22 protein-coding genes and 1 pseudogene are annotated in these 25,690 nt (G+C 47.2%); 13 read left to right on the forward strand and 10 right to left on the reverse strand.

Translation table 11 applies throughout. From position 1 onward, the window contains the following. Window positions 1–191: 191 nt before the first annotated feature. Both ruvA and E4V70_RS00010 read left to right on the forward strand, forming a co-directional pair. Complete coding sequence (gene ruvA / locus E4V70_RS00005) at window positions 192–746, forward strand: Holliday junction branch migration protein RuvA (RefSeq protein ID WP_122862966.1); 555 nt, start codon at window positions 192–194, stop codon at window positions 744–746. A 13-nt stretch (window positions 747–759) separates the two neighbouring features. Further along, window positions 760–1,794 carry a D-alanine--D-alanine ligase gene (locus E4V70_RS00010; RefSeq protein WP_122862967.1) on the forward strand — a complete coding sequence of 345 codons (1,035 nt, stop codon included), beginning with the start codon at window positions 760–762 and terminating at the stop codon, window positions 1,792–1,794. Window positions 1,795–2,138: 344 nt separating this feature from the next. Here the strand turns inward: E4V70_RS00010 and E4V70_RS10615 are convergent, their stop codons facing one another. Then, complete coding sequence (locus E4V70_RS10615; protein WP_172603239.1) at window positions 2,139–2,300, reverse strand: hypothetical protein; 162 nt, start codon at window positions 2,298–2,300, stop codon at window positions 2,139–2,141. Between the two features lie 84 nt (window positions 2,301–2,384). Between E4V70_RS10615 and E4V70_RS00015 the strand changes: the two genes are divergently transcribed. The 3 genes from E4V70_RS00015 (at window position 2,385) to E4V70_RS00025 (ending at window position 5,510) form a co-directional block, all read left to right on the forward strand. After that, entirely contained in the window at window positions 2,385–2,615 is a 231-nt protein-coding gene (locus tag E4V70_RS00015; RefSeq protein WP_002947827.1) for a type II toxin-antitoxin system Phd/YefM family antitoxin, read from the forward strand. Further along, window positions 2,615–3,784, forward strand: a complete 1,170-nt coding sequence (locus E4V70_RS00020; protein ID WP_122862968.1) for an alpha/beta fold hydrolase — start codon at window positions 2,615–2,617, stop codon at window positions 3,782–3,784. Before E4V70_RS00015 ends, E4V70_RS00020 begins: the two co-directional genes overlap by 1 nt. Before the next feature lie 289 nt (window positions 3,785–4,073). Further along, window positions 4,074–5,510 carry a Mur ligase family protein gene (locus tag E4V70_RS00025; RefSeq protein WP_122862969.1) on the forward strand — a complete coding sequence of 479 codons (1,437 nt, stop codon included), beginning with the start codon at window positions 4,074–4,076 and terminating at the stop codon, window positions 5,508–5,510. 228 nt (window positions 5,511–5,738) lie between these two features. On the opposite strand, the gene E4V70_RS00030 is transcribed toward E4V70_RS00025, so the two are convergent. After that, window positions 5,739–7,772 carry an ATP-dependent helicase gene (locus tag E4V70_RS00030; RefSeq protein WP_122862970.1) on the reverse strand — a complete coding sequence of 678 codons (2,034 nt, stop codon included), beginning with the start codon at window positions 7,770–7,772 and terminating at the stop codon, window positions 5,739–5,741. Window positions 7,773–7,896: 124 nt separating this feature from the next. After that, the gene (locus E4V70_RS00035; RefSeq protein ID WP_232037786.1) at window positions 7,897–8,376 is read right to left on the reverse strand and encodes an ABC transporter substrate-binding protein; all 480 of its coding nucleotides are present in this window, start codon (window positions 8,374–8,376) and stop codon (window positions 7,897–7,899) included. A 664-nt stretch (window positions 8,377–9,040) separates the two neighbouring features. Between E4V70_RS00035 and E4V70_RS11175 the strand changes: the two are divergent. From E4V70_RS11175 to E4V70_RS00050, 3 genes and pseudogenes are all read left to right on the forward strand, one after another. Continuing rightward, window positions 9,041–9,511 (forward strand): annotated as a pseudogene (locus E4V70_RS11175) (methyl-accepting chemotaxis protein); the annotation flags it as partial. Window positions 9,512–9,697: 186 nt separating this feature from the next. Then, window positions 9,698–10,126 (forward strand): EamA family transporter, encoded by a 429-nt coding sequence (locus tag E4V70_RS00045; protein WP_122862876.1) that lies wholly within the window; start codon window positions 9,698–9,700, stop codon window positions 10,124–10,126. Window positions 10,127–10,148: 22 nt separating this feature from the next. Further along, entirely contained in the window at window positions 10,149–10,730 is a 582-nt protein-coding gene (locus E4V70_RS00050) for a hypothetical protein (RefSeq protein ID WP_122862877.1), read from the forward strand. Window positions 10,731–11,144: 414 nt separating this feature from the next. Here E4V70_RS00050 and E4V70_RS00055 read toward each other — a convergent pair whose 3' ends face one another. Next, window positions 11,145–11,612, reverse strand: coding sequence for a methylated-DNA--[protein]-cysteine S-methyltransferase (locus E4V70_RS00055; RefSeq protein WP_122862878.1), 468 nt, complete (start codon window positions 11,610–11,612; stop codon window positions 11,145–11,147). An 86-nt stretch (window positions 11,613–11,698) separates the two neighbouring features. Between E4V70_RS00055 and E4V70_RS00060 the strand changes: the two genes are divergently transcribed. Then, complete coding sequence (locus tag E4V70_RS00060) at window positions 11,699–14,479, forward strand: bifunctional aconitate hydratase 2/2-methylisocitrate dehydratase (protein WP_122862879.1); 2,781 nt, start codon at window positions 11,699–11,701, stop codon at window positions 14,477–14,479. 108 nt (window positions 14,480–14,587) lie between these two features. Here the strand turns inward: E4V70_RS00060 and E4V70_RS00065 are convergent, their stop codons facing one another. The 4 genes from E4V70_RS00065 to E4V70_RS00080 all read right to left on the reverse strand — a co-directional run bounded on the left by E4V70_RS00065 (window position 14,588) and on the right by E4V70_RS00080 (window position 17,635). Then, the gene (locus tag E4V70_RS00065) at window positions 14,588–15,760 is read right to left on the reverse strand and encodes a sensor histidine kinase (protein WP_122862880.1); all 1,173 of its coding nucleotides are present in this window, start codon (window positions 15,758–15,760) and stop codon (window positions 14,588–14,590) included. Continuing rightward, window positions 15,753–16,415, reverse strand: coding sequence for a response regulator transcription factor (locus E4V70_RS00070; RefSeq protein ID WP_122862881.1), 663 nt, complete (start codon window positions 16,413–16,415; stop codon window positions 15,753–15,755). The genes E4V70_RS00065 and E4V70_RS00070 overlap by 8 nt, the downstream gene beginning before the upstream one ends. Continuing rightward, window positions 16,415–16,660 carry a hypothetical protein gene (locus E4V70_RS00075; RefSeq protein WP_122862882.1) on the reverse strand — a complete coding sequence of 82 codons (246 nt, stop codon included), beginning with the start codon at window positions 16,658–16,660 and terminating at the stop codon, window positions 16,415–16,417. The genes E4V70_RS00070 and E4V70_RS00075 overlap by 1 nt, the downstream gene beginning before the upstream one ends. A gap of 63 nt (window positions 16,661–16,723) precedes the next feature. Continuing rightward, window positions 16,724–17,635, reverse strand: coding sequence for an AEC family transporter (locus E4V70_RS00080; protein WP_122862883.1), 912 nt, complete (start codon window positions 17,633–17,635; stop codon window positions 16,724–16,726). 146 nt (window positions 17,636–17,781) lie between these two features. Between E4V70_RS00080 and E4V70_RS00085 the strand changes: the two genes are divergently transcribed. From E4V70_RS00085 to E4V70_RS00095, 3 genes are read left to right on the forward strand one after another with little or no spacing between them, the layout of a single operon-like run. Further along, the gene (locus E4V70_RS00085) at window positions 17,782–18,990 is read left to right on the forward strand and encodes an efflux RND transporter periplasmic adaptor subunit (protein WP_122863155.1); all 1,209 of its coding nucleotides are present in this window, start codon (window positions 17,782–17,784) and stop codon (window positions 18,988–18,990) included. An 18-nt stretch (window positions 18,991–19,008) separates the two neighbouring features. Beyond that, entirely contained in the window at window positions 19,009–20,937 is a 1,929-nt protein-coding gene (locus E4V70_RS00090; protein ID WP_122863156.1) for a MacB family efflux pump subunit, read from the forward strand. Window position 20,938: 1 nt separating this feature from the next. Further along, window positions 20,939–22,282 (forward strand): TolC family protein, encoded by a 1,344-nt coding sequence (locus E4V70_RS00095; protein WP_122862884.1) that lies wholly within the window; start codon window positions 20,939–20,941, stop codon window positions 22,280–22,282. Window positions 22,283–22,389: 107 nt separating this feature from the next. Here E4V70_RS00095 and E4V70_RS00100 read toward each other — a convergent pair whose 3' ends face one another. Both E4V70_RS00100 and tgt read right to left on the reverse strand, forming a co-directional pair. Then, on the reverse strand, window positions 22,390–23,082 hold the full coding sequence (locus E4V70_RS00100; RefSeq protein WP_122862885.1) for a CorA family divalent cation transporter: 693 nt from the start codon (window positions 23,080–23,082) through the stop codon (window positions 22,390–22,392). Between the two features lie 9 nt (window positions 23,083–23,091). Then, on the reverse strand, window positions 23,092–24,228 hold the full coding sequence (gene tgt / locus E4V70_RS00105; RefSeq protein WP_122862886.1) for a tRNA guanosine(34) transglycosylase Tgt: 1,137 nt from the start codon (window positions 24,226–24,228) through the stop codon (window positions 23,092–23,094). Between the two features lie 35 nt (window positions 24,229–24,263). On the opposite strand from tgt, the gene E4V70_RS00110 reads away from it, so the two are divergent. Further along, complete coding sequence (locus tag E4V70_RS00110; RefSeq protein WP_122862887.1) at window positions 24,264–25,667, forward strand: COG3400 family protein; 1,404 nt, start codon at window positions 24,264–24,266, stop codon at window positions 25,665–25,667. Window positions 25,668–25,690: the final 23 nt, after the last annotated feature.

A 25,690-nucleotide genomic window follows, 5' to 3' on the forward strand; every position in this document is an offset into this window, starting at 1 on the left:
GATGATGTTTAGCTTTTTTAAAGACGGCAAAGAGCTAAAAAGCGTCGTGCTAAACTCGCAAAAAGATGCAGGCGCGGACGAGGGCGAAATCGCGATGAAGGCTCTAAACGCCGCCTTTAGCGAGGTTACGGATAAATTTTTGCAAGAATTAATCAAATTTTAGAGATAATCGCAAATTTTAAAGGAAAACGATGATAAAAGCGATCGAGGGCGTCATAACCAAAAAAGAGCCCGCAAATCTCATCTTAAAAACAGCCGGCGGCGTGAGCTACGGCGTAGCTATCTCGCTTTTTTGCTCGGCAAAGCTCGAGCGAGGCCAGAGCGTGGAGCTAAACATCACGCAGATCATCCGCGAGGATGTGGATTTGCTTTACGGATTTTTAGATAGCAACGAGCAAAAGATGTTTGAGATGCTGATAAAACTAAGCGGTATCGGCGCGGCGACGGCGATGGCGGTGTGCTCGAGCCTAAATCCGAACGCATTTTTAAACGCGGTTAAAAGCGGAGATGCGGCGGCGCTACAAACGGTGCCGGGCATCGGCGCAAAGACGGCTAGACGCATCATCGCCGAACTTAGCGACGCAAAGATGACGATGGACGAAAATCTGCCTAGCTATCAGCACGAAGCGATCTTGGCGCTTGAGAGCCTCGGCTTTAAAAGAGAAAAGATAACCAAGGCGCTTAGCGAGTGCGACGCTCAAAATACGGGCGAACTCGTCAAACAAGCCCTAAAAAAACTAGCATAAAAAAGGAAAAGATATGAAATTTGCTGTGATATTCGGCGCTAAAAGCTACGAACACGAGATCAGTATCGTGAGCGCAATAGCCCTAAAAAAGGTGCTAAAAAACGAACCTTTATTTATATTTTGCGATAAATTTAGAGAATTTTACTTGATAAACGGCGCCGATATGAAGGCTAATTTCTTTAGCTCTGGCAAGTATAAAAACAACAAAAAACTCGCTCTTAAGCAGGGCGGATTTTTCGCTGGCGGGTTACTCGGCGAGAAAAAGATCGAGGCGGACGTATTTATAAATTTAGTCCACGGTATGGACGGCGAGGACGGTAAGATCGCGGCGCTGCTCGAGTTTTACGGCCTTAGCTATATCGGCCCTCGCGTGGAGGCTAGCGCGCTAAGCTACAACAAGGAGCTAACCAAGCTGCTCGCGCAAAAAGCGGGCGTAAATACCCTAAACTACGAGGTTGTAAGCAGAGGAAAGGCGCCTAGCCTGCCGCTGCCCGTGATCCTAAAGCCTCTTCGCCTAGGAAGCTCGATCGGAGTTAGCGTGATAAAAGACGCTAACGAGCTAGAATACGGCCTAGACGTGGCATACGAGTTTGACAAAGAGATCCTGGTAGAGCCCTTTATCGAGGGCGTGAAGGAGTACAATCTAGCAGGCTGCAAGACGGGCGGCGAGATCAAATTTTCCATCATCGAAGAGCCTAAAAAGAAGGAATTTCTAGACTACGAGCAAAAATATATGAGCTTTTCAAACGAGAGCAGGGTGCGCGAGGCCGACATCGGCGCAGAGTTAGCCGCCAAGCTAAAACAAAGCTTTGAGCGCATCTACAACTGCGGCTTTGACGGGGCGCTGATACGCTGCGACTTTTTCGAGATAAACGGCGAAGTATATCTAAACGAGATCAATCCAAATCCGGGCAGCTTGGCGAATTATCTATTTGACGATTTTGAGGGGACGCTGGAGCGACTCGCCGTAAGCTTACCCAAAGAGCGCGAGATAAATATCGACTACAAATTTATCAACTCTATAACGTCAGCGAAAGGCAAGCTGTAAAGAAACGTCGGCATTTCCCGGTGCCTTTTTAGCAAATTTGACCGCTTTAAACGGCTTGTTTTTGGCGGCTTTTCAAAAAACTTGGTTGCGATTGTTGCACTTTGAGATATCGTTACTAAATTTGGTCGCCGGTTTTTAAATTTTAAAGCTTGGCAGATGACGATTGAAAGCTGATTGCGGTCTTTTAGTTATCCAAATACCATTTCTAGGATCGGCAGTATTTATTGGCATATAGTTTTTGGCTTGTAGTGTTAAAATGTCGATTTGCGGGCCAAATTTAGCTTAATTTTCAAACCGATCGGCTTGGTTTTTACGAAATTTGGCAAACCGATATTTCTTCGAATTTACTGTGTTTGGCTCGGTTGTAAATTTAAAATCTCTATTTTAAAGTCCTGTTTTTTGGGTAAATTTTGCTCATTTTCCATGCTAAAGCCAAATTCCGCCCGCCCTTTACATGCTTGCAAATTTCGCGCCAAAAATATAAAATACTCTAAAATAAATTTCAAAGAACATAATGCGCTATTATATTTTAATTTGAATTTAAAGATAATATGCTATATTTTACATAAAATTTTACACAAAGAACACAAATGACTACTTTTAGCAAAGATGAAATTTACACGGCGACCGAAGTGGTGCGAAATTTCAGCGCCGTCTTGGGTAAAGTCGGCAAGGCGCAGATGAAGCGCGCGGTGATCGTCAAAAATAATAAATTTGAAGCCGTGCTGCTAAATATGGGCGAGTATGAGCGCCTATGCGAGGCTGTGGAGGTACTGCAAAGCATTTATGAGGCTAAAAAACGAGCCGGAAGCGGCGAATAATGGCGGTCAAAGAGGTAAAATACGGCGGCAAAATTTACCGCATCAGCTACGAAACCGTAAATCCCGCGCACAAGGACGTCGCGCTATTTTTGCACGGCTGGGGCGCAAACAAAGAGATCATGAAAAAGGCTTTCGGCACGTATTTTAAGGACTTTCGGCACGTTTACGTCGATATGCCCGGCTTTGGCGCGAGCAGTATGCACGGCGCGCTAGCGACGAAAGACTACGCAAAAATCATGAAATCCTTTTTAGACGAGCTTGGCGCGAACCCCAAAATCATCTTTGGACATAGCTTCGGCGGCAAGGTCGCAACCCTGCTCAATCCCGAATATCTCGCGCTTTTAAGCTCGGCCGGCATCGTAGCTAAAAAGCCGCTTTGGGTGCGATTTAAGATCGCTTTGTTTAAATTTTTAAAGATGTTCGGTCTTGGGTTTTTATACAAATTTTTCGCCACGAAAGACGTAAAAGGCATGAGCAAAACGATGTACGAGACTCTAAAAAACGTCGTCGATGAGGATTTTAGCTCTAAATTTGCGGACTTTGGCGGCAAGGCGTTTATATTTTGGGGCGAGGAGGACAAAGCCACGCCTCTAAAAAGCGGCGAACGCGTAAGTCGTCTCATCAAAAACAGCGAATTTCACGCACTAAAGGGCGATCATTTTTTCTTTTTGCTCCACGCGCGCTACATCGACGGCGTCGTAAATGCGGGGCTAAATTTGACGAATTTGGATGATGAAAGTGGGATAGAGAGCGTGAAAATTTTAAGCCCGAAAAACCATGAAAATTTAAGCGAAAAAGCCTGGAGTGCCGATGAAAACGGCGATCTTAAAAACCCTACCGAGCAAAATTTGACGGAATCTATCCAAGAGGCTTTGGAACAAGAGGTCGCCATAAGCGCAAAAACCGTCTCGCAAAGCAGCCTTTTTGACGAGCAGTCGCAAAACGGTAACCTTGCGGGTCAAAACCCGCAGCTTGACGATGTAAGCGCCAAAAACGGTCAAATTTTTAAAGAAAATTTGTTTGACGGGCAAGAAATCGCACAAAATCAATCGGAACCCAAAAATGGCGTTTTAAGCAGAGACGAGCAAAATCAAATTTTACCAAAAGATGAGCAAGACGCTCAAAAAAGCCCCAAAAAGCCTGTGCAACAAACGTTTGATTTAAACTAGCGCGCAAATTTTGTATTTGCGCTTTTGACTTAGTTATTAGCATTAAATTTATGCGGGTTTGGCGGGCCTGCATCAAATTTACGAGCTAAATTTAAGCCCAAAATCTGTAAAATCTAGGCTGACAAATTTGCGTTTTACGGCGTAAAAAACAAGGCGGATAAATTTGCTCTCAAATTTAACGGAAAAACTATCAAATTTACGTCAAGCACGCAAAAACAAACTGCAAAACGCTAAATTTGGCAAAAAATGGCGCAAACAAAAGCCCGCTTAAGTGAACCTAGGAGAAAAAATGAACGAAACCCTCATAAATATCGGCCTTGCCGCGACGCAAATTTTATTTACGTTTGCACTCGGATTTTATCTCATCACCTGCCTTCAGTGGTTTTCATACAAGTTTGAGCGCGTGCTGTTTCACTTCACTAGGCCGCTGTGGCACGTGTTTTTCCTCATCGTGCCGATCGTGCTTTTTTACGGGGCGGAGCGATTTTTCTGGATTTATTTTTACTTTGCGCTGGTGCCAAGCCTCACTCTTTGGCATAAAAAGCTTGATAAAAAGCTGGTTTTTACGCCGCGAGTCAAGCGATTTTTTGTTATCCTAGCGCTCGCGGTTATCGCTAGCTACGCCGTCTATCTCGCGACGCAGCACCGCGTAAATTTAGGCGTCGTCCTGCCGCTCGTGCTCTCTTTTGCGCTTAGCTTTTTGCTGGAAAAGGCTAAATTTAAGGCCTACGAAAACAGCGCGCGCAAAAAGCTAGCCTCGATGCCTGAGCTTAAAATCATCATGATAACGGCGAGTTTTGGCAAAACCAGCATCAAAAATTTCCTATTTGAGCTACTTAAAAATGACTTCGCCTGCCGCAAAACCCCTCGCAGCGTAAACACGCTAGCAGGCCTCATCCAAGACGTAAATAACGAACTTGCCGCCGGTACGCAGATATATATCGCCGAGGCGGGCGCGCGTCTAAAAGGCGACATCGCGCAGATCACGGAGTTTTTGAACCCGCAGATCGCGATCGTCGGCGAGATCGGCGCGCAGCATATCGAGTACTTTAAGACGCTTGAAAATATCCGCGCTACAAAGCTTGAAGCCCTTAACTCAAAGCGCCTAGAAAAGGCTTTCGTGCACAGTAGCACGCAGGCAAGCGAGGGCGAGAAGATAGAAATTTACGATAAAAACCTAAGCGGCGTGGAGGCAAGCTTGGATGGGGTCAAATTTAAGCTTGGAGAGAGGGAATTTAGCTCGCCGCTGCTTGGTAAATTTAACGCCGCAAATCTAGCCGTCTGCGTCAAAACCGCGCTATATCTGGGGCTAGACGAGGCCAGGATCGCCTCCGCTCTCTCGCGCCTAAAAAACGTCGAGCATAGACTCGAGCGTATCGATGCCGGCGGTAAAATCATCATCGACGACGGTTTTAACGGTAACTTTAACGGTATGAGCGCGAGCTACGAGCTAGTCGGTAGCTACGAGGGGCGAAAGGTGCTCGTGACGCCCGGCATCATGGAGAGCAGCGACGAAGAGAACGAAAAGCTAAGCAAGATCATCAACAAGACCTTTGACATCGTTATGCTAACAAGCTCGCTAAACGCCGTCGCGCTACTAAAGCACCTAAGCAGGCCAAAAGTCATCGTCATCAAGGACAAATCAAAAATACAAGAAGCCCTAGCACAAAACACCAAAGCGGGCGATCTGATCCTTTTTTCAAACGACGCGCCGAGCTTTATGTAGGCGTAAATTTGGGGCTTGGGCGGCGCAGTTAAATTTAGCGGCGCTACTTCTAGCTACTCGAATTTGATTTGAAATTTAGTCCGCTTGCATCGGCGGAGATTGATTTAAAAAAATGCCTTTTCAAGGTGCAGGTTATGCCAAGCGCCGACTGCGGCATATGAAAGATAAAATAAGGCGGCTAAATTTAAACGACTTCAAATTTCACATCGGTCAAATTTGCCGTCAAATTTAAATCCCGGCGCTAGCCATCCCCGCCTCGATCAAAAACTGGCTGGGTTGGTAGTTTATCTTTTTGATTTTGTCGTATTTGGCATAGCTTAAAATCAGTTCGTCGCGCGCCCTCGTGACCGCGACGTAAAAGAGTCGCCGTTCCTCCTCGAGCGAGCCGCCCATGCTCATGAGTTTGAGGTTCGGGAAGCGATTTTGCGCGAGATCGACTACGAAAACGAGGTCAAACTCAAGCCCCTTTGATGCGTGCACGCTTAGCAAATTTACACCTTCGCCGCTGCTCATCTCGCTGCTGCCCAGAGTGATAAAGTTATAAAATTTCTCCGCCTCCGAGTAGTTTTTGGCTAGTTCGCCCAGCACCTCTAGCTTGCCCGCGATGCGCTCCAGGGCCTCTTTTTTTAGCGTTTCGTCGATGTTGCCGTTTTTTTGTGTGGCGCGCTTGGTCGCGAGGCTATCCGCGATGAGGGCGTAAATTTTGCTATTTTTGAGATCCTCTATCAGCGAGGTTGGGCGCGAGTGGCGTTTGGCGGCGCTTAAAAAGTTGTAAATTTCATACAAAAATTGCCCGCCGCTCTCGCTTAGTTTTTGCATTTTTAGCACGGGGTGGGCGAAAAATTTCTCGCTAAAGTTGAATTTAGCAAAGCGCGACTTCTCCCCGACCTCGTCAAGCTCGTCAAAAAGCCCCAGCTGGTAGTTTTTGGTTTTTTTGGCAAAGGCTTCCACGCTATCGTCGGGCTGCAAAAATCCTCGCACGACGTCGCCGTGTCCGACCTTGCTTAGCACTTCAAAAATCTCCTTGCTAAGCGCAGCGCCCACGCCTTTTGCGTATTCGCACACGTGGATAAAGGCCATGATGTCTTTTGGATTTATAAGGATGCCTAGCAGATCCATCGCAGCGCGTACCTCGCGGCTCTCAAAAAAACTCACGCCGCCCTTGCGCTTGGAGCCGATACCCAGCTCTCGCAGCGCGACTTCTAGGCCGTCGGCGCTTGAGTTGTTGCGAAAGATGATGGCGATATTTTCTTGTTTATATTTTGAAACGGCGATGATCTGCGCGATGTTTGCGTACTGATCGAAAAGCTCGCTATAAACAAGCAGCTTTGGCGAGGTAAATTTACCCTCGCGGCCGACGACTAGCTTTTTTTCGTAAAGGCGCGGGTTGTTTGCGATCACCTTGTTGGCAAGTGCTAGGATAGCCGAGCTGCTGCGATAGTTGATGTTTAGCGCGTAAATTTTAGCGTCTGCGAAGCGGTCCTTAAACGAGCCGATGATCTCGATGTTTGCGCCGTTAAAAGCGTAAATGCTCTGGTCAAAATCCCCGACGCAAAAAAGGCTTTTCGTCTCAAAAGCGCTGATTAGCGAGCCTTGCAGGGAGTTTGTGTCCTGATACTCGTCGACTAAAATTTCCTCAAATTTTAGCGGCGCGCCTTTTCTCAGTTCGTTACGCATTTTGATAAGCAGGTCGTTAAAATCCGCATAGCCAAATTTGCTCTTTTCCTCCTCAAATTCGCGCAAAACGTCCTCATAAATCTCGGCATATACGCCTTGCTCATCGCTTCGCTCTTTTAGCCATTCGCCAAACGTTTGCTTTAAGGCTAAATTTTGATACAGCGAATACGCGTCGTAAAGATAGGCGCCCCCATAAGGCTTAACGTCGCTTAGGTGGTTAAATTTGCGTCTCTCGACGAGCGATTTTAGCAGCGTCTTCAGCTCGCTAGGCTGCTTTAGCGTGACCGGTTTTTCTAGAAATTTAAGCAGCGAATAAGAAACCGAGTGAAATGTGCCCGCCGTGATGCGCGAGGTGATTTTTTTATCAAAATGTCGGTTTAGACGCTCGATCATCTCGGCCGCGGCCTTGTTGGTGAAGGTTAGTAGTAGGATTTTTTCGGGCTTTACGCCTAAATTTAGCAGATGAGCGATGCGCGCGACGATGGTGCTGGTTTTACCGGTGCCCGCACTTGCGATAACTAGATTGTGCCCGGCAGGAGCGGTCGCGGCGGCGTATTGTTCTTGATTTAGTTTTGAAAGGGGCATATTTTCCTCGCGTTTAAAAGGGCAGATTATACCCAAACGGGCTTAAATTTATAAAAACGCAAAAGCGGCGAGGGCTAAATTTATTCGCCCCGCGTTTGCGAAGCGAGGCAAAAATTTAGCGGTCTTATTTTGGATTTAGTATTTGTTTTACTTCCTCGTCGCTTAGTTCGTAGCGGTAAAATTTAAGGTAAAATTTCTTCACTTCTTCTTCCAAATTTACATCTGCGAAAATTTGCGGATAAAAGGTCTTGGCTAGCCAAAGCGGCTGCAAGGCGCCCTCGGCGCTTCTAACCGACCACAGATAAACTCCGCTAGGCACGATGAAGACGGCGCCGTCTTTGACCGCTTTTAGTTGTTTAAACGCAGGATTATTTAGGATTTTTTCCTTGCCTTCGCGAGAATTTGTGATGATGACGTCGGGATTAAAGATAATAACTTGCTCCTCGTTTATCGTCTTTGAAATCTTAAAATCCGTCTCGTTATCTTGGGAGCTTAAATTTACGCCACCGGCGATTTTTATGTACTCCGCGCCGATATCTTTGCCGCTGATCGTGCTAAAATTTCCCGAGTTAAAATTTAGAGCCAAAACCCGCTTTTTTAGCACGCACACCTTGCCTATCTTAAAGATTCAGCTTATCTTGGCCGCTATATTTATATTCGTCTTATCTGCGATCGTGCATTTCTTGCTCAAAAGATCGCTTAGCCCGATCAATACGATCACTAGCGCTTTGATCAGCTTCTTTAAATTTTTAAATTTCGAGACAAAAGAGCCCGTCGTTTCAAAAGTAAACACAAAAGACGAATTCGGCGTAATGAGCAAGCTGATAAACGACAATATAGCTAAAATTTGCGACAACGCTAGCCAAGACGCCAGAGCGGTATCTCAGTCCGTAGAGGCCGCAAAGCAGATAGAAAACGGAAATTTAAGAGCTAGGATAACCGACAACCCGGCCAACCCGAAACTAGTCGAGCTAAAAGACGTTTTAAATAAAATGCTAGATGTTTTGGAGCACAAAGTCGGTAGCGATCTAAACGTGATCCAAAAAGCTTTTAACGATTTTAGAAAATCTGATTTCACGTCAAGGATCGCAGACGCCAAAGGCGACGTCGAGCTCGTTACGAACGAACTTGGCGAAGAGATAGCCGGTATGCTCGCGTTTAACCTAGAAAAAGCTCAAATTTTAGAAGAAAAAGTCCATATGCTAGACGAATCCATGAAGCAAGTAGCTCAGGGCGCTAGCACGCAGTCAAATTCTCTCCAAGAAAGCGCCGCAGCCGTAGAGCAGATGAGTAGCTCGATGAACGCTATTAGTCAAAAAACCGTCGACGTCATTAGGCAAAGCGATGAGATCAAGCATATCATCGTGATCATCCGCGACATCGCCGATCAGACGAATTTACTAGCACTTAATGCAGCCATCGAGGCGGCGCGCGCAGGCGAGCACGGACGCGGCTTTGCCGTCGTGGCCGACGAGGTTAGAAAGCTAGCCGAACGCACGCAAAAGAGTCTCGGCGAAATCGAAGCCAACACAAACGTCCTGGCTCAAGGGATCAACGAGATGAGCGAAAACATCAAAGAGCAAAGCGAAGCTATAAATATGATAAATCAAAGCATTGCCCAGGTCGATGAGCTCACTAAACAAAACGTTAATATAGCCAACGCCACGAGCAGGGTAACTAGCGAAGTGGACAACATGGCAAAAGCTATCGTAGAAGACGTTAGGAAAAAGAAATTTTAATCCATCAAAACGGCAAGTTTGGATAAATTTGGCTTGCCGTTTTGATTTGACTCCTTTTATTTTGACTGCAAGGCGCTAGTAAATTTAACCGCTTTGCAGCTTTCTCTTATTTTTTATTTTAAATTTTGTTTCCTTTTGAGTTAAATTTGCCGTAAAATTTGACTATAATTTTGCAAAGGATAAATCATGCAAGAGTGGGCTTTATGGGCGTTAGCTTCGGCGGTTTTTGCCGCGCTTACGGCGATTTTCGCCAAAGTCGGGCTTGAGGGTATAGACTCAAATTTCGCGACTTTTATCAGGACGCTCGTTATCGCAGCAGCTTTGGTTTTGTTTCTCACATATGCTAAAAAGTGGCAGCCGCTTGGCGAGCTAAGCGCGCGAAACTGGCTATTTTTGACGCTTAGCGGACTGGCTACCGGCGCGTCGTGGTTGGCGTATTTTAAAGCGCTTCAGATGGGTTCTGCGTCGCAGGTAGCGCCCATAGATAAGCTTAGCGTCGTTTTGGTCGTCATTTTTGCTGTTATATTTTTAGGCGAGCGCCCGAGCTTTAGAGAGTGGATCGGTATCGCGCTGATTGCTAGCGGCGCATTTACGCTAGTTTTTGCGGATAAATAGTATCAAGTAATGGGAGTTAAATTTGGAGAAATTTAAAGAAAAAATCAAAAACTCATATTTATACGTAGTTTTTATAAAAAGGGGATTTTACTACGGTAACGGCTCTGCCTTAAGAAGTATCTTTTCGGCATTTTTGATGGCTATGGTCGGTTTGTGTCTTACTTTGATCGTATTTACTATCAAGGATATGATTTTTTATAGCGATTTTAAACCGCTAAACGAACTAACGAAAAACGTAGGGACGGTGGAGTCTGCAAACTACGGTCTAAAAGGCGACGGAAAGCTAAAACTGAGGCTGGATGACGGCTCAGCGGTGTCATACTACATAGATAGCAGAGATGACGAGTCGTATAGACCGCTCATAAAAAAGAGGGCGGTTATATATAGCAAGGTAGTGCCGCTAGGAAATAGAATTTTGCAGCTAGAAGACGATGCGGGTAAGGTTTACGTCAAATATAGCTACGAAGATGAACTGCAAACGCCACAGAGACGCATGGATTCAATCTACGCATGCTTAAAAATAGCCGCCTTTTTTCTATTTATAGTATGGTTTTTAAATCGTAGGGATCTCACGCAAGCCAAGGGCAAAAATAATAAATTTTAGCGGTTTGCGCCGGCTTAAGAGATGTTTTTGGCTGATGTTTTTTGAGCGGGGTTTTGGATGATAAATTTTACTATCCAGCAAGACGGCGCAAAAAGCCAAAGCGGCGCGGTTTTGAGCCAAATTTGCATTTTTGTTTGCGGTTTAAATTTATTTTTAACTTTTTTGCGGATAGATTTTCGCCTCAAATTTACCGGCGACTTTGTATTTAAATTTGAGTTTTGAAACGGGCTGAGTTTATTTGCTTGCTAGATTTAGACTTTAGTAAATTTGCTCGGTTTAGTCGGCAAATTTACCTCGCGTTTTGCCGACTAAAAACGGTGCCGTACTTCGTGTAGTCAGGTTTGAGCTTAACTAAAATTAAGCCGTCAAATTTGTGCTTGTTTGGACGAATTGCACTGTTAAATTTTAAAGACGCTAAGCTTTGTCTTTAAATTTCGCTTCATGCTCCAAAAGCCAAATTTTAGTCGCTAGCCCTTCGCCGCCGCTGTATCCGCCAAGGCCGTTTGAGGCGACGACTCTGTGGCAGGGCACGATGACGGGGATTTTGTTTTTTGCGTTTGCCGAGCCTGCCGCGCGAAACGCCTTCGGCCGCCCCGTCATCGCTGCCAGCTGGGCGTACGTCACGCGCTGCCCGTAAGCGATCTTTTGCAGATTTTCGTAAACGCACCTTTGAAATGCCGTGCCGCCGATATTTAGCCGCGTTTTAAAGGTTTTAAGTTCGCCTTTAAAATACCTTTCAAGCTCGCTTAAACAGAGCTTTAAATTTGCATCCGTTACGTCCGTACGGACAAAATCTCGCACGAAATTTAGCTCGCAAACTCCGCTCTCGTCGCCGCAAATCTCCAAAACGCCGATAGGCGAGTCAAAATACGCTTTTTGCATCGTAATTCCTTAAAATCAAGTGCTTAAATTTAGCCAAATTTCGCTTTGTTTTGCTAAAATTACGTAAATTTTAATAAGGATAAACGATGGACTTTTTCACGCAGTACGAAAAGCACGTAAAAGAGCGCGAGGCCCTAGGCGTGCCGCCGCTACCGCTAAACGAGGAGCAGACCAGAAAAGTTTGCGAGCTTTTAAAGCTTGAAAGTGTGCACGAGAGGGAGTATCTAGGCTTACTTTCAGGACGCGTGCCACCGATGGAGCCGGGCAGCGAGGGCGAAGCGATTATCGCCGCAAGGTTAGATGAAAATCAAAAGAGGATAAAGCGGCTCGTAAATTTACTCGCAAATCGCGTAAATCCGGGCGTAGACGACGCGGCGAAGGTAAAGGCGGAGTTTTTAAACGAGATTATAAATCACGGGCTTGAGATAAGCGGCCTTGATAAAATCGCCGCCGTAAATTTGCTGCGGCCGATGCTTGGCGGATACAGCGTCATAGTGCTGCTTGAAAGCCTAAAAAACGCCGACGAGGCCGTAGCTCAGGCCGCCTGTAACGTGCTAAAAGAGACGATTTTCGTGCATGATTATTTTAACGACGTAGCGCAGCTTGCTAAAAGCAATAAATTTGGGCTAGAGGTCTTGCGCTCGTGGGCGGAAGCGGAGTGGTTTAGGGCGCGCGAGAGCCTGCCGCGACGCATTAGAGCGGTCATATTTAAGGTCGCCGGCGAAACCAACACCGACGATCTAAGTCCCGCTAGCGAGGCATACACGCGCTCAGACATCCCGCTGCATGCAAACGCGATGCTAGTTAAGCGTCAGCCGGGCAGCCTAGAAGCGATCCGCGAGCTTAAAAAAAGCGGGCTAGAAGTCGTCTACGCAGGCGACGTCGTGGGTACGGGCAGTAGCCGAAAAAGCGGCATAAACTCCATCCAGTGGCACCTCGGGCGCGAGATAGAGGGCGTGCCGAACAAAAAAACGGGCGGCATCGTGATAGGCACGGCGATCGCGCCGATATTTTTCAACACCGCCGAGGATAGCGGCGCACTGCCGATAGTAGCCGACGTAAGCGCGCTAGAAACGGGCGACGTCGTGGATATCTACCCGTATGCGGGCGAGATGTTGCGCGTCGGGCGGGTAAATTTGAGCGCCGAGGGTAAATTTGACGCGGTTCAAATTTACGGTGACAAAAACGGCGGCAAATTCGAGTACGAGGCGGACGAGGCAAATTTGGACACAGCTGCCAAGCCCGAAGGCGAGCCGGTCGCTCGTTTTACGCTTGCGCCAAACACCATATTTGACGAGATCAGAGTGGGCGGGCGTATACCGCTCATCATCGGCCGCTCGCTTTGCGCTAAGGCCAGAGCGGCGCTAAATTTAGGCGCGGAGGATATATTCGCAAGGCCCGCGCAGCCGCAAACGGACGAGAGCGAGGGATACACGCTAGCTCAAAAGATCGTGGGCAAGGCCTGCGGCGTGCAGGGTATCAGAGCCGGGCAATACTGCGAACCGGCGACTCTCACTGTAGGCTCGCAGGACACCACCGGACCGATGACGCGCGACGAGATCAAAGAGCTGGCTAGTCTTGGATTTTCAGCTGATTTCGTGTTACAGAGCTTTTGTCACACGGCGGCGTATCCAAAGCCTAGCGACCTCGAGACGCAAAGGACGCTGCCTAAATTTATGAGTTCGCGCGGCGGAGTGAGCCTAAGGCCGGGCGACGGCGTCATACACTCGTGGCTAAATCGCATGGTACTGCCAGATACCGTGGGCACGGGCGGCGACAGCCATACGCGGTTTCCTATTGGCGTGAGCTTTCCTGCGGGTAGCGGACTGGTAGCGTTTGCGGCGGTGTCTGGGGCTATGCCGCTAAATATGCCAGAGTCCGTGCTCGTGCGATTTAGCGGGCGGCTACAAAAGGGCGTGACGCTGCGCGATCTAGTAAATGCGATCCCCTACTACGCGATCAAGCGCGGGCTGCTCACCGTCGAAAAGAAGGGCAAGAAAAACGTATTTGCGGGTAAAATTTTAGAGATTGAAGGGCTGGAGGAGCTAAAAGTCGAGCAGGCCTTTGAGCTAAGCGACGCTTCTGCCGAGCGCTCTGCAGCGGCCTGCGCGGTAAATTTGAGTATCGAGAGCGTCGCCGAATACGTCCGCTCAAACGTCGCTCTCATCGAGGCCATGATAGAGGCGGGCTACGAAAGTAGGGCTAGCCTAGAGCGCCGTGCGGCGAAAATGCGCGAGTGGCTAGCGGCGCCTAGCTTGCTGCGAGCCGATAAAAACGCGCGCTACGCCGAGGTGATTGAGATAAATTTGGATGAGATAACAGAACCCATCCTAGCCTGCCCGAACGACCCCGACGACGTCGCGACTCTGAGCGAAGTGCTAGCCGATAGCTCGCGCCCGCATAAGATCGACGAGGTGTTTGTGGGTAGTTGTATGACCAATATCGGCCACTACCGCGCGCTAGGCGAGGCTCTGCGGGGGCTTGGGACGCTGCCCACTCGCCTTTGGATCGCGCCGCCAACAAAGATGGATCAGGTACTGCTAGAAAAGGAGGGCTACTACGATATCTTCCGCGCGGTGGGTGCTCGCACGGAGGTGCCTGGATGCTCGCTTTGCATGGGCAATCAAGCCCGCGTGAACGACGGCGCGACCGTGTTTTCAACCTCAACGAGAAATTTTGATAACCGAATGGGCATGGGCGCGCGCGTGTATCTAGGCAGCGCCGAGCTAGCGGCCGTTTGCGCCGTGCTAGGCAGGCTACCTAGCATCTCTGAATACATGAGCATAGTGCCCCAAAAGCTTGCGGGCAAAGAGGCACAGATCTATCGGTATCTAAATTTTAATGAGATAGAAAATTTTAAAATTTAGCAAATTTGGTTGCTCGGGTAAAATTTGCGGATAAAGCTAGGCTGTTTTTACGGCTGGCTTTTTCGCAAATTTTATCTAGCCAAACGTGCATCCTTAAAATCGTCAAATTTAATGAGTCCACCTAAGCGTAAAGGTAGTTTCTTTGCCGGATTCGCTCTCGCAGGCTACGGATATAGCGTTGTTTTCGCAGGCTCTTTTAACTAAATTTAGCCCTATGCCAAAGCCGCCTTGGTCTTCGTTAAACCGCGTGTATCGCTCGAAAATTTTATCTTGCTGCTCTTTGCTTAACCCCTCGCCGCTATTTGAGATTTTTAGCTCGCCGTCTTGCAAACTAACCGCGACGTAGCCGCCTTGGTTTGCGTATTTTACGGCGTTGCTTAGTAGGTTATCTACCGCGCGTTTTAGCTCATAGCCGTTTGCATTTATGAGAGCGTCTTTTAAATTTAGCCTTAAATCAAGCCCCCGTTTAGCAAAAAACGGAGCAAAAAATTCGAGTCGCTCATTTAAAATGTCTCTCAAATTTAGCTCCTCTTTTGGTGCGGAGCGTGAGGCGCCAAAGGATAAATACGTTAGGTCCTCATAGGTACGGCTTAGCGTTTTGGCGGCGATTTGGATGTTGTTTAGGCGCTTTAAATTTCTCTGGCTTAGGCTACTTTTATCTGCCGTTTCGATGCTCATAAGTATGACGCTAAGGGGCGCGTTTAACTCGTGAGTAGAGTCTTTGATAAAGCGATTTAGCGCGGCGATCTTGGCGTGAAGCGGCGCTAGCGCGGTCTTTGCTAGATAAAAGGCGATTATCATGATGACGCCTAAAACGATAAGCAAATTTAGCGCCGTACGCAGTCGAAGCAAATTTAGCTCGCTCGTGACATTTTTACCGCTTAGCGCGATCTTTGCCGTGGCTAGCTCGTCCGCGCCGCCTTCGTCCATATTTTGCAAAGCCTCAAATATCGTCACCTTGCCGTCTGATACGACCGTGCTACTCTGGGCGTCGTCAAATTTAGCGCAGCCCGCCTCGCCGTATAAAATTTGACCGCTTTTAGCTACGATGCAGGCTTTGACGTCTTTTTCGGCGGTAAAGCTTTTTACTGCGCCAAGCCCGTCCATACGCGCTTTCATATAGATACCCATCTTGATCTCTTTTAGATTTTTTACCTCGTTTGAGATGAGGGCTTCCTTTTTCATCTTATAGTCGTTCGTAAAAAAATATCCCAAAAATAGGGCGCTAGTGATGAGATAAAGCGAGAGGATTTTAGCTATAACGGCGGAGCGCTCAGACATAGATATATCCGTCGCCGCGCCTATTTATGATCGCGTCCTTGCCTAAAATGCGGCGTAAGTTTTTGACGTAAACTCGCAGGCTCAGCTCGCTGGGCTCTTCGCCGTAGTTCCAAATTTTCTCAAATATCGTCTCTTTGCTCAGCAGCGCGTTTTTATTTTCCAAAAATAGCGCCAAAAGCTCGCTTTCTTTGTTTGAGAGGTTTACGATTTGTCCGTTTTGCCGGAGCGTTTTGGAGCTTGGATAAAATTTATATCCGTCGTTAAGCTCGATAAATTCGTCATTTACGTGAGAAAATTTGCGCTTGATTAAAATTTGAATACGAAGCAAAAGCTCTTTTAGCTCGTACGGCTTTTTTAGGTAGTCGTCGCAGCCACTTTTGTAGCCGATTTCTAGGTCTTGCAGCGCGTTTAGCGAAGTGGTAAAGATCGCAGGCGTGTCGTCGCCAAGCCGCCTAAGTTCGCGCAAAAGGGAGAAACCGTCGCCTTTAGGTAGCTTGACGTCGAGGATGAGGATATCAAAATTTCGCTCGTAGGCGGTATCTAGAGCTGCTTTAGCATCGGCGCGAACGGTCACGTCGTAGCCTTGTTCGCTCAGATACTCGCTGATGAGTTCGCTTAGCGTCTCATCGTCCTCTACGAGCAAAATTTGCGTCATTACATCTTATCCTTTTTCATGTCTTTCATATTGTCTTTCTTTTTACCCATATCGTCTTTCATCTCTTTCATGTCGCCCTTCATTTCATCCTTTTTTATCATCATATCGTCTTTTTTCTCCATCATGGCGTCCTTCTTTTCCATCATGGTATCTTTTTTCTCCATCATATCGCCTTTCATCTCGGCGGCAAAGATAGAACCTGTAACGAACAACGCGCTAAGCGCAACTAAAGCTAACTTTTTCATAGCATCTCCTTTAAGAAAATTTATGATGGAAGTTTAGCCAAGAAACGTGAAACGAGCGTGAATTTATGCCATCAGGCTAAAAACGTACGATAAAAGCGGCAGGCTAATAAAGCTAAACGCCACTCCCACGGCTACGGCAGCTACTGCTAGCTGGCTATCAAGCTCTGCTTTCATGATCATCGCGCTTGCTAGCACCATCGGCGGCATGGCGCACTGTAATATGCCTATCATCCAAATTTGACCGAAATTTACGCCCAAAACTATCGTGACTAATATAAAAATAAAAGGCGCTAGCAGCATCTTGCCCGCGATTACCACGGCCGTTGATTTGTAACAGCTCTTGATGCTCCTAAATCCAAGTCCGATGCCTATCGCAAAAAGAGCTACCGGAACGACGCTTTGCGCAAAAAGCGTAAGCGCGTCAAATAGCACCTTTGGAAGCGGAAAGCCGCGAAGCAAAAAGCCCAAAATAAGCGCGACGAAAGGGGGAAATTTGATCACTTTCATAACGTTTTGCACGAGCGAAACCTTCGCCGGAGCGCCGAAAGCCAGGATAAAAGGCCCAAAAATGCTAATCGGGATCGAGGTGGCTAACTGATCGTAAAAGATAACTTCGTTCATCGCGTCCTCGCCGAAAAAGCCCTTGATGATAGGCATACCCATAAATACGGTATTTCCAAACATCCCTAGCAGCACGGCGCTCACAGTCGTGGCTTTGTTAAATTTTAAAAATCTGCACGCCAAAAATATCGCCGCAGCACCCAGCATTGAACAAGCAAAACCCGTGGCGATGACGTTGATAAGCGTGGTGTCGATGTTTACGTGGTAAATTTTATCGAAAATCAGCGCCGGAAGCGCGAAGCAAAGCGCGTAGTTTATGAAAACGGAGGCGTTTTTTTGTTCGAAGACTTTAAATTTTTTCGCCCCGTAGCCCGAAGCGATAATGATAAAAATGGATAATAATTGCGTGAACATTTGCGTAATCCGAGTTATAAATTTTAAAAACGCGATTATACGGCGGCTAGCATTAAAGAAAAATAAAATTTAGTTGAATTACTTAACATCGCCTTAACGCATTTTTGTATATAATCGCGCATTTTAAATTAAATAAAGCGAGAAAAATGAAGAAATTTATCAAATTTATCGTTATCGTAGCTATTTTGGCGGGTGCGGGCTATTATTTTTACGATAAGAATAACGTCCCGCAAGTCGATCAGTTTATCGCCTCAAAAGCCGTTCGCGGCGAGCTAGTAAAAAGTATCGAAAGTAACGGCGAGATCTATGCTACCGAGCTAATCGACGTAGGCGCACAGGTAGGCGGTCAGATCAAAAAGCTCTACGTAAAGCTCGGCGACGTCGTAAAAGCCGGCGACATGATAGCAGAAATCGACTCCGCGACCCAGCAAAATAACGTAGATACCAAAAAAGCGCAGCTTGGGATTTACGAAGCGAAGTTAAATTCGGCCAAAGTCGCGCTTGAGATTTCAAAGACCAAATTTAAGCGCGAGCAAGAGCTTTTTGCTAAAAACGCAACCTCAAAAGAGGAGTTTGAAAACGCCAAAAATACCTTAGCCGCAAACGAAGCCTCGCTAAAAGAGATTGAGGCGCAAATCGTGCAGGCTAAAATCTCTCTAAACACCGCTCAGATAGATCTTGGCTACACTAAAATCACCGCTCCAAAAGGCGGCGTCGTGGTCTCCGTGCAGGTCGAGGAGGGTCAAACCGTAAACTCAAATCAAACTACGCCCACTATCGTAAATATCGCAGATCTAAGCAAAGTGCAGCTAAAAATGGAGATCGCCGAGGGCGACATCACGAAGATAAAGGTAGGCTCAAGGGTCGAGTACTCGATACTATCCGAGCCGAATCGTAAATTTCACGCGCGTATTAGCTCGATAGATCCGGGGCTAACCACGCTAAGCAACGGCAAATACACCACGACCACAAGCTCCGGCTCGACCGCCTCAAGCTCGAGCAGTTCGGCGATCTACTACTACGCCAAAGCTATCGTGGATAATGCCGATGGCACGCTAAGGATCGGTATGACCACGCAAAATACCGTCATCCTAGATAGCGCTAAAGACGCCGTCATAGTGCCCTCGATAGCCGTCAAAAACGAAGACGGCAAAAGCGTAGTCTACGTGCTAAAAAAGGATAAAGACGGGCTAGATACGGCCGAGCGAAGAGAGGTGCAAACGGGACTAACCGACAGCCTAAAAACTCAAATTTTAAGCGGAGTAGAGGAAGGCGAGGAGGTCGTGACGAAGCGAAACTCGGCGGCTGAAATTAGCGAAATGCTCGAACAAGAAAAAAGAAGAATGGGCTTTTAAGGTAGCGTCTTGAAAAATTTGATAGAACTTAAAAATTTAAGCAAGAAATTTAAGCTCGGCGATAATACCTTTGACGCGCTAAAAGACGTAAATTTGAGCATAAAAAAGGGCGAGTTTATCGCTATCATCGGACAAAGCGGATCGGGTAAATCCACGCTCATGAACATCCTTGGCTGCCTGGATAATCCAAGCGGCGGGCAGTACCTGCTAGAAGAGCGCGACATATCTAAATTTGAAGGCGACGAGCTGGCGCGTTTGCGTAGGGAAAAATTTGGCTTTATCTTTCAGCGCTATAACCTGCTATCTACGCTAACCACGCTGCAAAACGTAGCTTTGCCTAGCGTATATGCGGGCATTTCTAAAAAAGATCGCGATAAAAAAGCGAGCGAGCTTTTAGAAGGGCTCGGTCTTGGCGAAAAGCTGCAAAATCTGCCAAATAAACTTAGCGGTGGGCAGCAGCAGCGAGTCTCGATCGCTAGAGCGCTCATAAACGGCGGCGAGATCATCCTAGCAGACGAGCCTACGGGCGCGCTAGATAGCAAAAGCGGCCTCATGGTGATGGAAATTTTAACGAATTTACACAAGCAAGGCCACACTATCATCATCGTCACGCACGACCCAAATATCGCCGCATACGCAAACCGCATCATCGAGATAAAAGACGGTAAAATTTTGAGCGATACGGTAAAAAGCGAGGAAATTTTCGCCTCCGAAAAACCGTCGCCGAAGCAAAAAAATATCTTTAGCTTTTATAAAGATCAGTTTATCGAGAGCTTTAAAATGTCGATAAACGCGATACTTAGCCACAAACTTCGCTCGGCGCTAACGATGCTTGGCATCATCATCGGCATCACATCGGTCATCTGCGTCGTAGCGCTAGGTCAGGGCTCGCAGGAGCAGATACTCTCCGATATCCGCGGTATCGGTACAAACACGATCGATATCCTAAACGGCAAGGGTTTTGGCGATATGCGCTCGGAACGGGTGAGAAATTTGACCGTTAGCGACGCGGCAATGCTATCTAAGCAAGACTATCTAGATAGCGTGACGCCAAACGCCTCCGCTAGCGGCACGCTCACCTACGGCAACAAATCAGCCTCGGCTACGATTAGGGGCGGCAGCGAGGAGAGCCTAAACGTCATGGGCTACAAGGTAGAGGCCGGGCGGGTATTTACCGCCCAAGAGGTCGCAGAGTCGGCGTCCGTGATCGTGATAGATCAGCCAACTAGGGAGCAGTTTTTCGCAAACGAAGATCCGCTGGGCAAGACCGTGCTTTTTAACAAACGCCCATTTAGGATCATCGGCGTAGTGGCCAAAAACGACAATATGTTTGCCGACTCTAGCACTCTGCGCACGTTTTCTACATACACCGCGGCTATAAACAAACTAACGGGCGATAGGCACCTATCATCTATCACGGTTAAGGTTAAAGATAACGTAAACGCGCAAATCGCCGAGCAGAGTTTAACGGAAATTTTAACCGCCAAGCACGGCAAAAAGGACTTTTTTACTAGAAACTCCGACACGATCAAAAAAACGATCGAGGAGACTACTAGAACCATGACGCTGCTGATCTCTTGTATCGCCTTTATCTCGCTGCTAGTGGGCGGTATCGGCGTGATGAACATCATGCTAGTCTCCGTAACCGAGCGCACTAAGGAAATCGGCATCAGGATGGCGATCGGCGCGCGTCAGGGAAATATCCTCGAGCAGTTTTTGATCGAGGCGGTACTACTGTGTCTTATCGGCGGATTAATCGGCGTCGGGACGGCATTTGGTATCGGCTATCTAGCGGAAAATTTCGCGCCCGGCGTAAAGATGATATTTTCGCAGACTTCTATCGTGGTAGCGCTTGCGGTTTCTAGCGCGATAGGCGTGATATTTGGCTATATGCCGGCTCGCAGCGCCTCAAAACTAAATCCGATCGACGCTCTAACAAGGGAATAAAATGAAAAAAACCTCCATAATCCTAGCCGCCTTTTTGCTTGGCGGCTGCGCGGTAACGCAGATAAACGAAAACTATGAGCAAATTTTGCTAAAAGAGGACGCAAGCGCCGATATAAAGATTAACCGCGAGTGGTGGACGGGCTACGGCCAAGCGCGCCTAAACGAGCTAATCAGCCTCGCGTTAAAAAATAATATAGATCTGGCAAAATCAGCCATAGCCGTAAATAAAGCCCTAGCTCAAGCAGGCGTTTTACAGGCTGATCTCGTGCCTAGCTTTAACGCAAATTTGGGCGTGGAAACTGGTAAAAATATAAAAACGGGCGGCAGCTGGAGTGAAAGCTACAAAAGCGGCGTATCGCTAAGCTACGAGATTGATCTGTGGCGCAAGCTCGCAAACTCCGCAGATGCCGCCATGTGGGAAGCAAACGCGACCAAATACGACCTAGAGGCCGCCAGACTCGCGCTCATTAACTCCGTCGCGGATGCGTATTTTGAAGCGAAATATCAAAAAGAGAGCATAAATCTATACGAAAAGACGCTAAAAAACTACGAGGAGCTTGAAGCCATCATAAAGGCCAAATTTGAGCTCGGCAAAGAAGAGGAGCTAAGCCTAAAACAGGTAAAAAGCTCGGTGATCTCGGCTAAAAATAGAATTTTAAACGCGAGCAAGAGCCTTGACGCGGCGGAAAAAACGCTAAGAAATCTGCTAAACGTTAAGCCCGAGTTTGAGTTAAATTTGAGCGGAAATTTGAGCGATGTCTCGCCGCAGGGCGTAAATTTAAACGTGCCGCTTTACGTTATCGGCGCGCGTCCTGATTTGCAGGCTGCTATCTCGCGCATCAAAGAGGCGCTTTTGGGGGTTAAAGTTAGCGAAAAGAACTTCTACCCAAGCATCACGGTAGGCGTAGGACTTAGCGGTAGCGGAGATAGCGCGAGCGAGGGTCTGAAGCTAAATTTCTTAAGCGGAAATATCGCGATAAATTTACCGTTTTTAAACTACTCTAAGCTTAAATCAAAGTTAAAAATCTCCGAGCTAGAGTTTGAGACGATGAAGCTAAACTACGCGCAGACGCTAACGACCGCGCTAAACGAGATCGACGCCGGCTATAAAAATCTGCAAAAAGACGAGGCGGTTTTGCGAAATTTAAACGAAAATTTGCGAAATCTAAGCTCTATCAGCGACATATATAAGCTCAAATACGACTACGGCAAAACCGAGTTAAAAAACTATCTGGAGGCCCAAAATTCGCTGCTTGAAGGTAGGATCAGCCTGCTAGCTCAAAAATATAAAATTTTGCAAGACGAAATCGGTATCTATAAAGCGGCAGCTGGAAAAGCGGAGTAAATTTGACTATGTCGCGCGCATGATTTGCGGTTTTTTTGAGGCGCGTTAAATTTGCAGCGAATTTGACGGCTAGTTAAATTTGGCTAGCCGCAAATGACCTTGCAAATTTACTCCCGCCGTTTGCCTAGAAAACAAAACAGCCCCGCTAGTATCGCAAAAAGCGCAAGCATAGATCCAGCGACGATTGTCGTGCCGTTTTGAAAGCCGCCTAAAAACATCCCGTTCGTATTCATCCCGAAAAATCCCGTGATAAAATTTAGCGGTAAAAATAGCGCCGAAAGCAGCGTGAGGATGTAGATGTTTCGGTTGATTTTGTCGTTTTTTAGGCTCTGTATATGCGCGTAGATATCGTCTATCCTGGCGGCGTTTTCACAGGCTGCGTTTTTTAGCACGCCGGCTTCGTAGACGTAGTTTTTGAGCTGTTTTTTAAGCCCCGGTCTTTCGTTTTGACAGATCGCTAGAGCCTCGTAAAAGTGCGAAATTTTATTTTGAAATTTGCGTATTTCGTATTTTAATACCGCGTGCTTTTTGATAAATTTAGTAAAATCCCTCTTGCCCGCGTAGATTTTCTCGTAGCTTTCAAGCTGGGCGGAGTGCTCGGCGATCTTGGCGCGAAACTCGCTCGTTATCTTTTTTACTACGCGGATAAACTCCTCAGTGCCGCTTTCGCTGCCGTCCTGGGCGTAAATTTTGTCATCTTTAAAGATAAATTTATAGTTTTGTTCGCTGCCGTCCGTCACGAGGTAGACGTACTCGCACTCCTCGTCGTAAAAGTACCCCGAGATATCGCGCTCGCTCATGGTTTTGCCTTATATGCTCGGCGCATCTTTACCGCGTTTGGCGTAGAAATTTCGCCTAAATTTTTCAAATTCGCCGGCCATTATCGCTTCTCTCATCTGCCGCATCAAATTTAGATAATAATGCAAGTTGTGTAGGCTTGCCAAGCGGAAAAACGTCAGCTCGCCCGCGCGGTATAGGTGGCTAAGATAGGCGCGCGAGTAGTTTTGGCACGCGTAGCAGTCGCACTCTGGATCTATCGGAGCGCGGTCTGTGGCAAATTTTGCAGACTTGATATTTATCTTACCAAAGCTCGTAAATAGCGTGCCGTTGCGAGCGTTTCGCGTCGGCATCACGCAGTCAAACATATCCACGCCGCGAGCTACGTTTTCTACGAGGTCCTCTGGGGTGCCTACGCCCATGAGATATCGCGGACGCGCCGCGTCGATGTATGGCATCACGGCCTGCACGGTGTCGTACATCTCCTGGTTGCTTTCGCCTACGCTAAGCCCCCCGATAGCAAGCCCGTCAAAGGGCATCTCACACAGAGCTTCGGCGCAAAATTTACGCGCCGCCTCGTCCGTGCCGCCTTGGATTATGCCAAATATATTTTGCGTGAGCCCTTCGCCGTTATTTTGCTTAAATTTATGATAATCTACCGCCTCGCGCGCCCATTTTATCGTGCGTTTTATGCTTAGCTCCACGCGCTTTTTTTCAGCCGGAAGCGCAACTAGATCGTCTAAGATCATCATGATGTCGGAGTTTAGGTCGTACTGGGTATCTAGCACCGAGCGCGGCGTGAAATAGTGCGCGCTGCCGTCGATGTGGCTTTTAAATTTGATGCCGTTTTCGTCCGGTTTTGAGATTTTGCTTAGCGAAAAGGCCTGAAAGCCGCCGCTATCGGTTAAAAACGAGCGGTTAAATTTAGTAAAGCCGTGCAGGCCGCCGAGCTCTTTTACGACCTTGCTGCTAGGGCGCAAGTAGAGGTGATAGGTGTTGCCTAGGATGATTTGGGCGTCTAAAATTTGCATCATATCCACCGCGTCTAGGCTTTTTACGGCGCCGACGGTACCCACAGGCATAAACACGGGCGTTTTGATCGTCGAGTGAGCGGTGATTAGCGTGCCCGCGCGCGCCGCACCGTCCGTTTTATCTATACTAAAAGTCATTTTGATATAATAGTCCCTTTAAATTTGGAGTTTTAATGAAAAATATCTTGATAGTTGCGGACGGCATTGTAGCAAAACATTTCTTAGAAAGACTATTCGTAAGCAGAAGCAGCACGCATCATTACGTAGTTATCGCTTGCGGAGACGAGGATTACTCGGACGTAAATTTGGAAAATTTTACCTTTTACCGCTTTGATCCGACGAGCCTTGATAGACTGAGGCAAGTAGCCAGCGGCTATTTTAGCCAGTTTATGATAATGCTAAAAGACGGCTTTGATACGGTCAGCGTCTATAATAACCTGCGTCAAATCAGCAAAAAAACGGAAATTTTAATGCTTGATCTTTGGGGGCTTGGCGGACTGGAGGACGACTCGCATCTAACGGTCTTGGACGCGCGAGCGGTGCTAACGGCTAGGCTCATGGACTTTTTGCCCGATATCCCCGTAGTAGCCGATAACCTAGGCCTTGGCAAGGGCGAGATAATGGAAGTAAAAGTGCCCGTAGGAAGCTCGTTTATGTACCGTCACATCAGCTCCATAACGCAGAAAAAATGGCGCATAGCTATGATTTATCGCGGCTCAAATTTTATGATCGCAAAGCCAAATTTAATGATCCTGCCCGGCGACGTTTTGCTGATAGTGGGCGAACCAAGCGTGCTTTTAAGCGTATTTAGAAGCGTAAAAAAAGAAACGGGGCAGTTTCCAAACCCGTTTGGGCATAACATTTATCTGTTTTTAGACATGAAAAAAATGGGCGAAAAGCTGTGCATAAGGCTGCTTGAGCAGAGTCTAAAACTGCACGAAAAGCTAAACAACAGGCGCCTTTTCGTCAAGGTCGTAAATCCTGCGCTAAATTTAGCCTACGAAAGGCTAAAATCCGTAAACGATGAGATGGCGACGGTGATGTTTGATTATTTCGGAGGCGGAGTAGGGCAGATAAAAGACGACGTTTTTAAAAACGACGTCGGACTAGTGGTGACGGACAATAAATTTTTCGCCGCGCACAAAAGGCTGCTTTTCGAGCTAAAAAAACCCGTCGCCGCCATCGGTAAAAGCGACATCGACGAGATCAAAAAGGGCGTGGTGCTAAGTAGCGGTTTTGGCGACGAGATAGAGAGCCAGTCGGCCGTCATCATGGACTGCTGCTCGCAGCTTGATATGCCGATCACGCTTTATCACTTCGGCCGAAACGGCGCAGACGAGGAGATGGAGGAGCATTTTGACAGCTTGGCTAAAATTTTCGGACGCAAGATCGAGGTCGTCGAGGACAAAAACTCAAATCCAATTTTAAGGCTAAAAAAAGAGCGAAATTTGCTTCAGTTCGTGCCGTTTACGAAAAAGATCAGCAAAAAAGACGCCTTTGCGGCGTTTTCAAACGATATGAACCGTCTGTACTCGCGCCTTAGCGATAACTATCAAATTTTTATACCGATAAATTAGGCTATTTTGGATAAAATAAAAGC

Source organism: Campylobacter showae (genome assembly GCF_900699785.1).
Classification (GTDB): Bacteria; Campylobacterota; Campylobacteria; order Campylobacterales; family Campylobacteraceae; genus Campylobacter_A; species Campylobacter_A showae_D.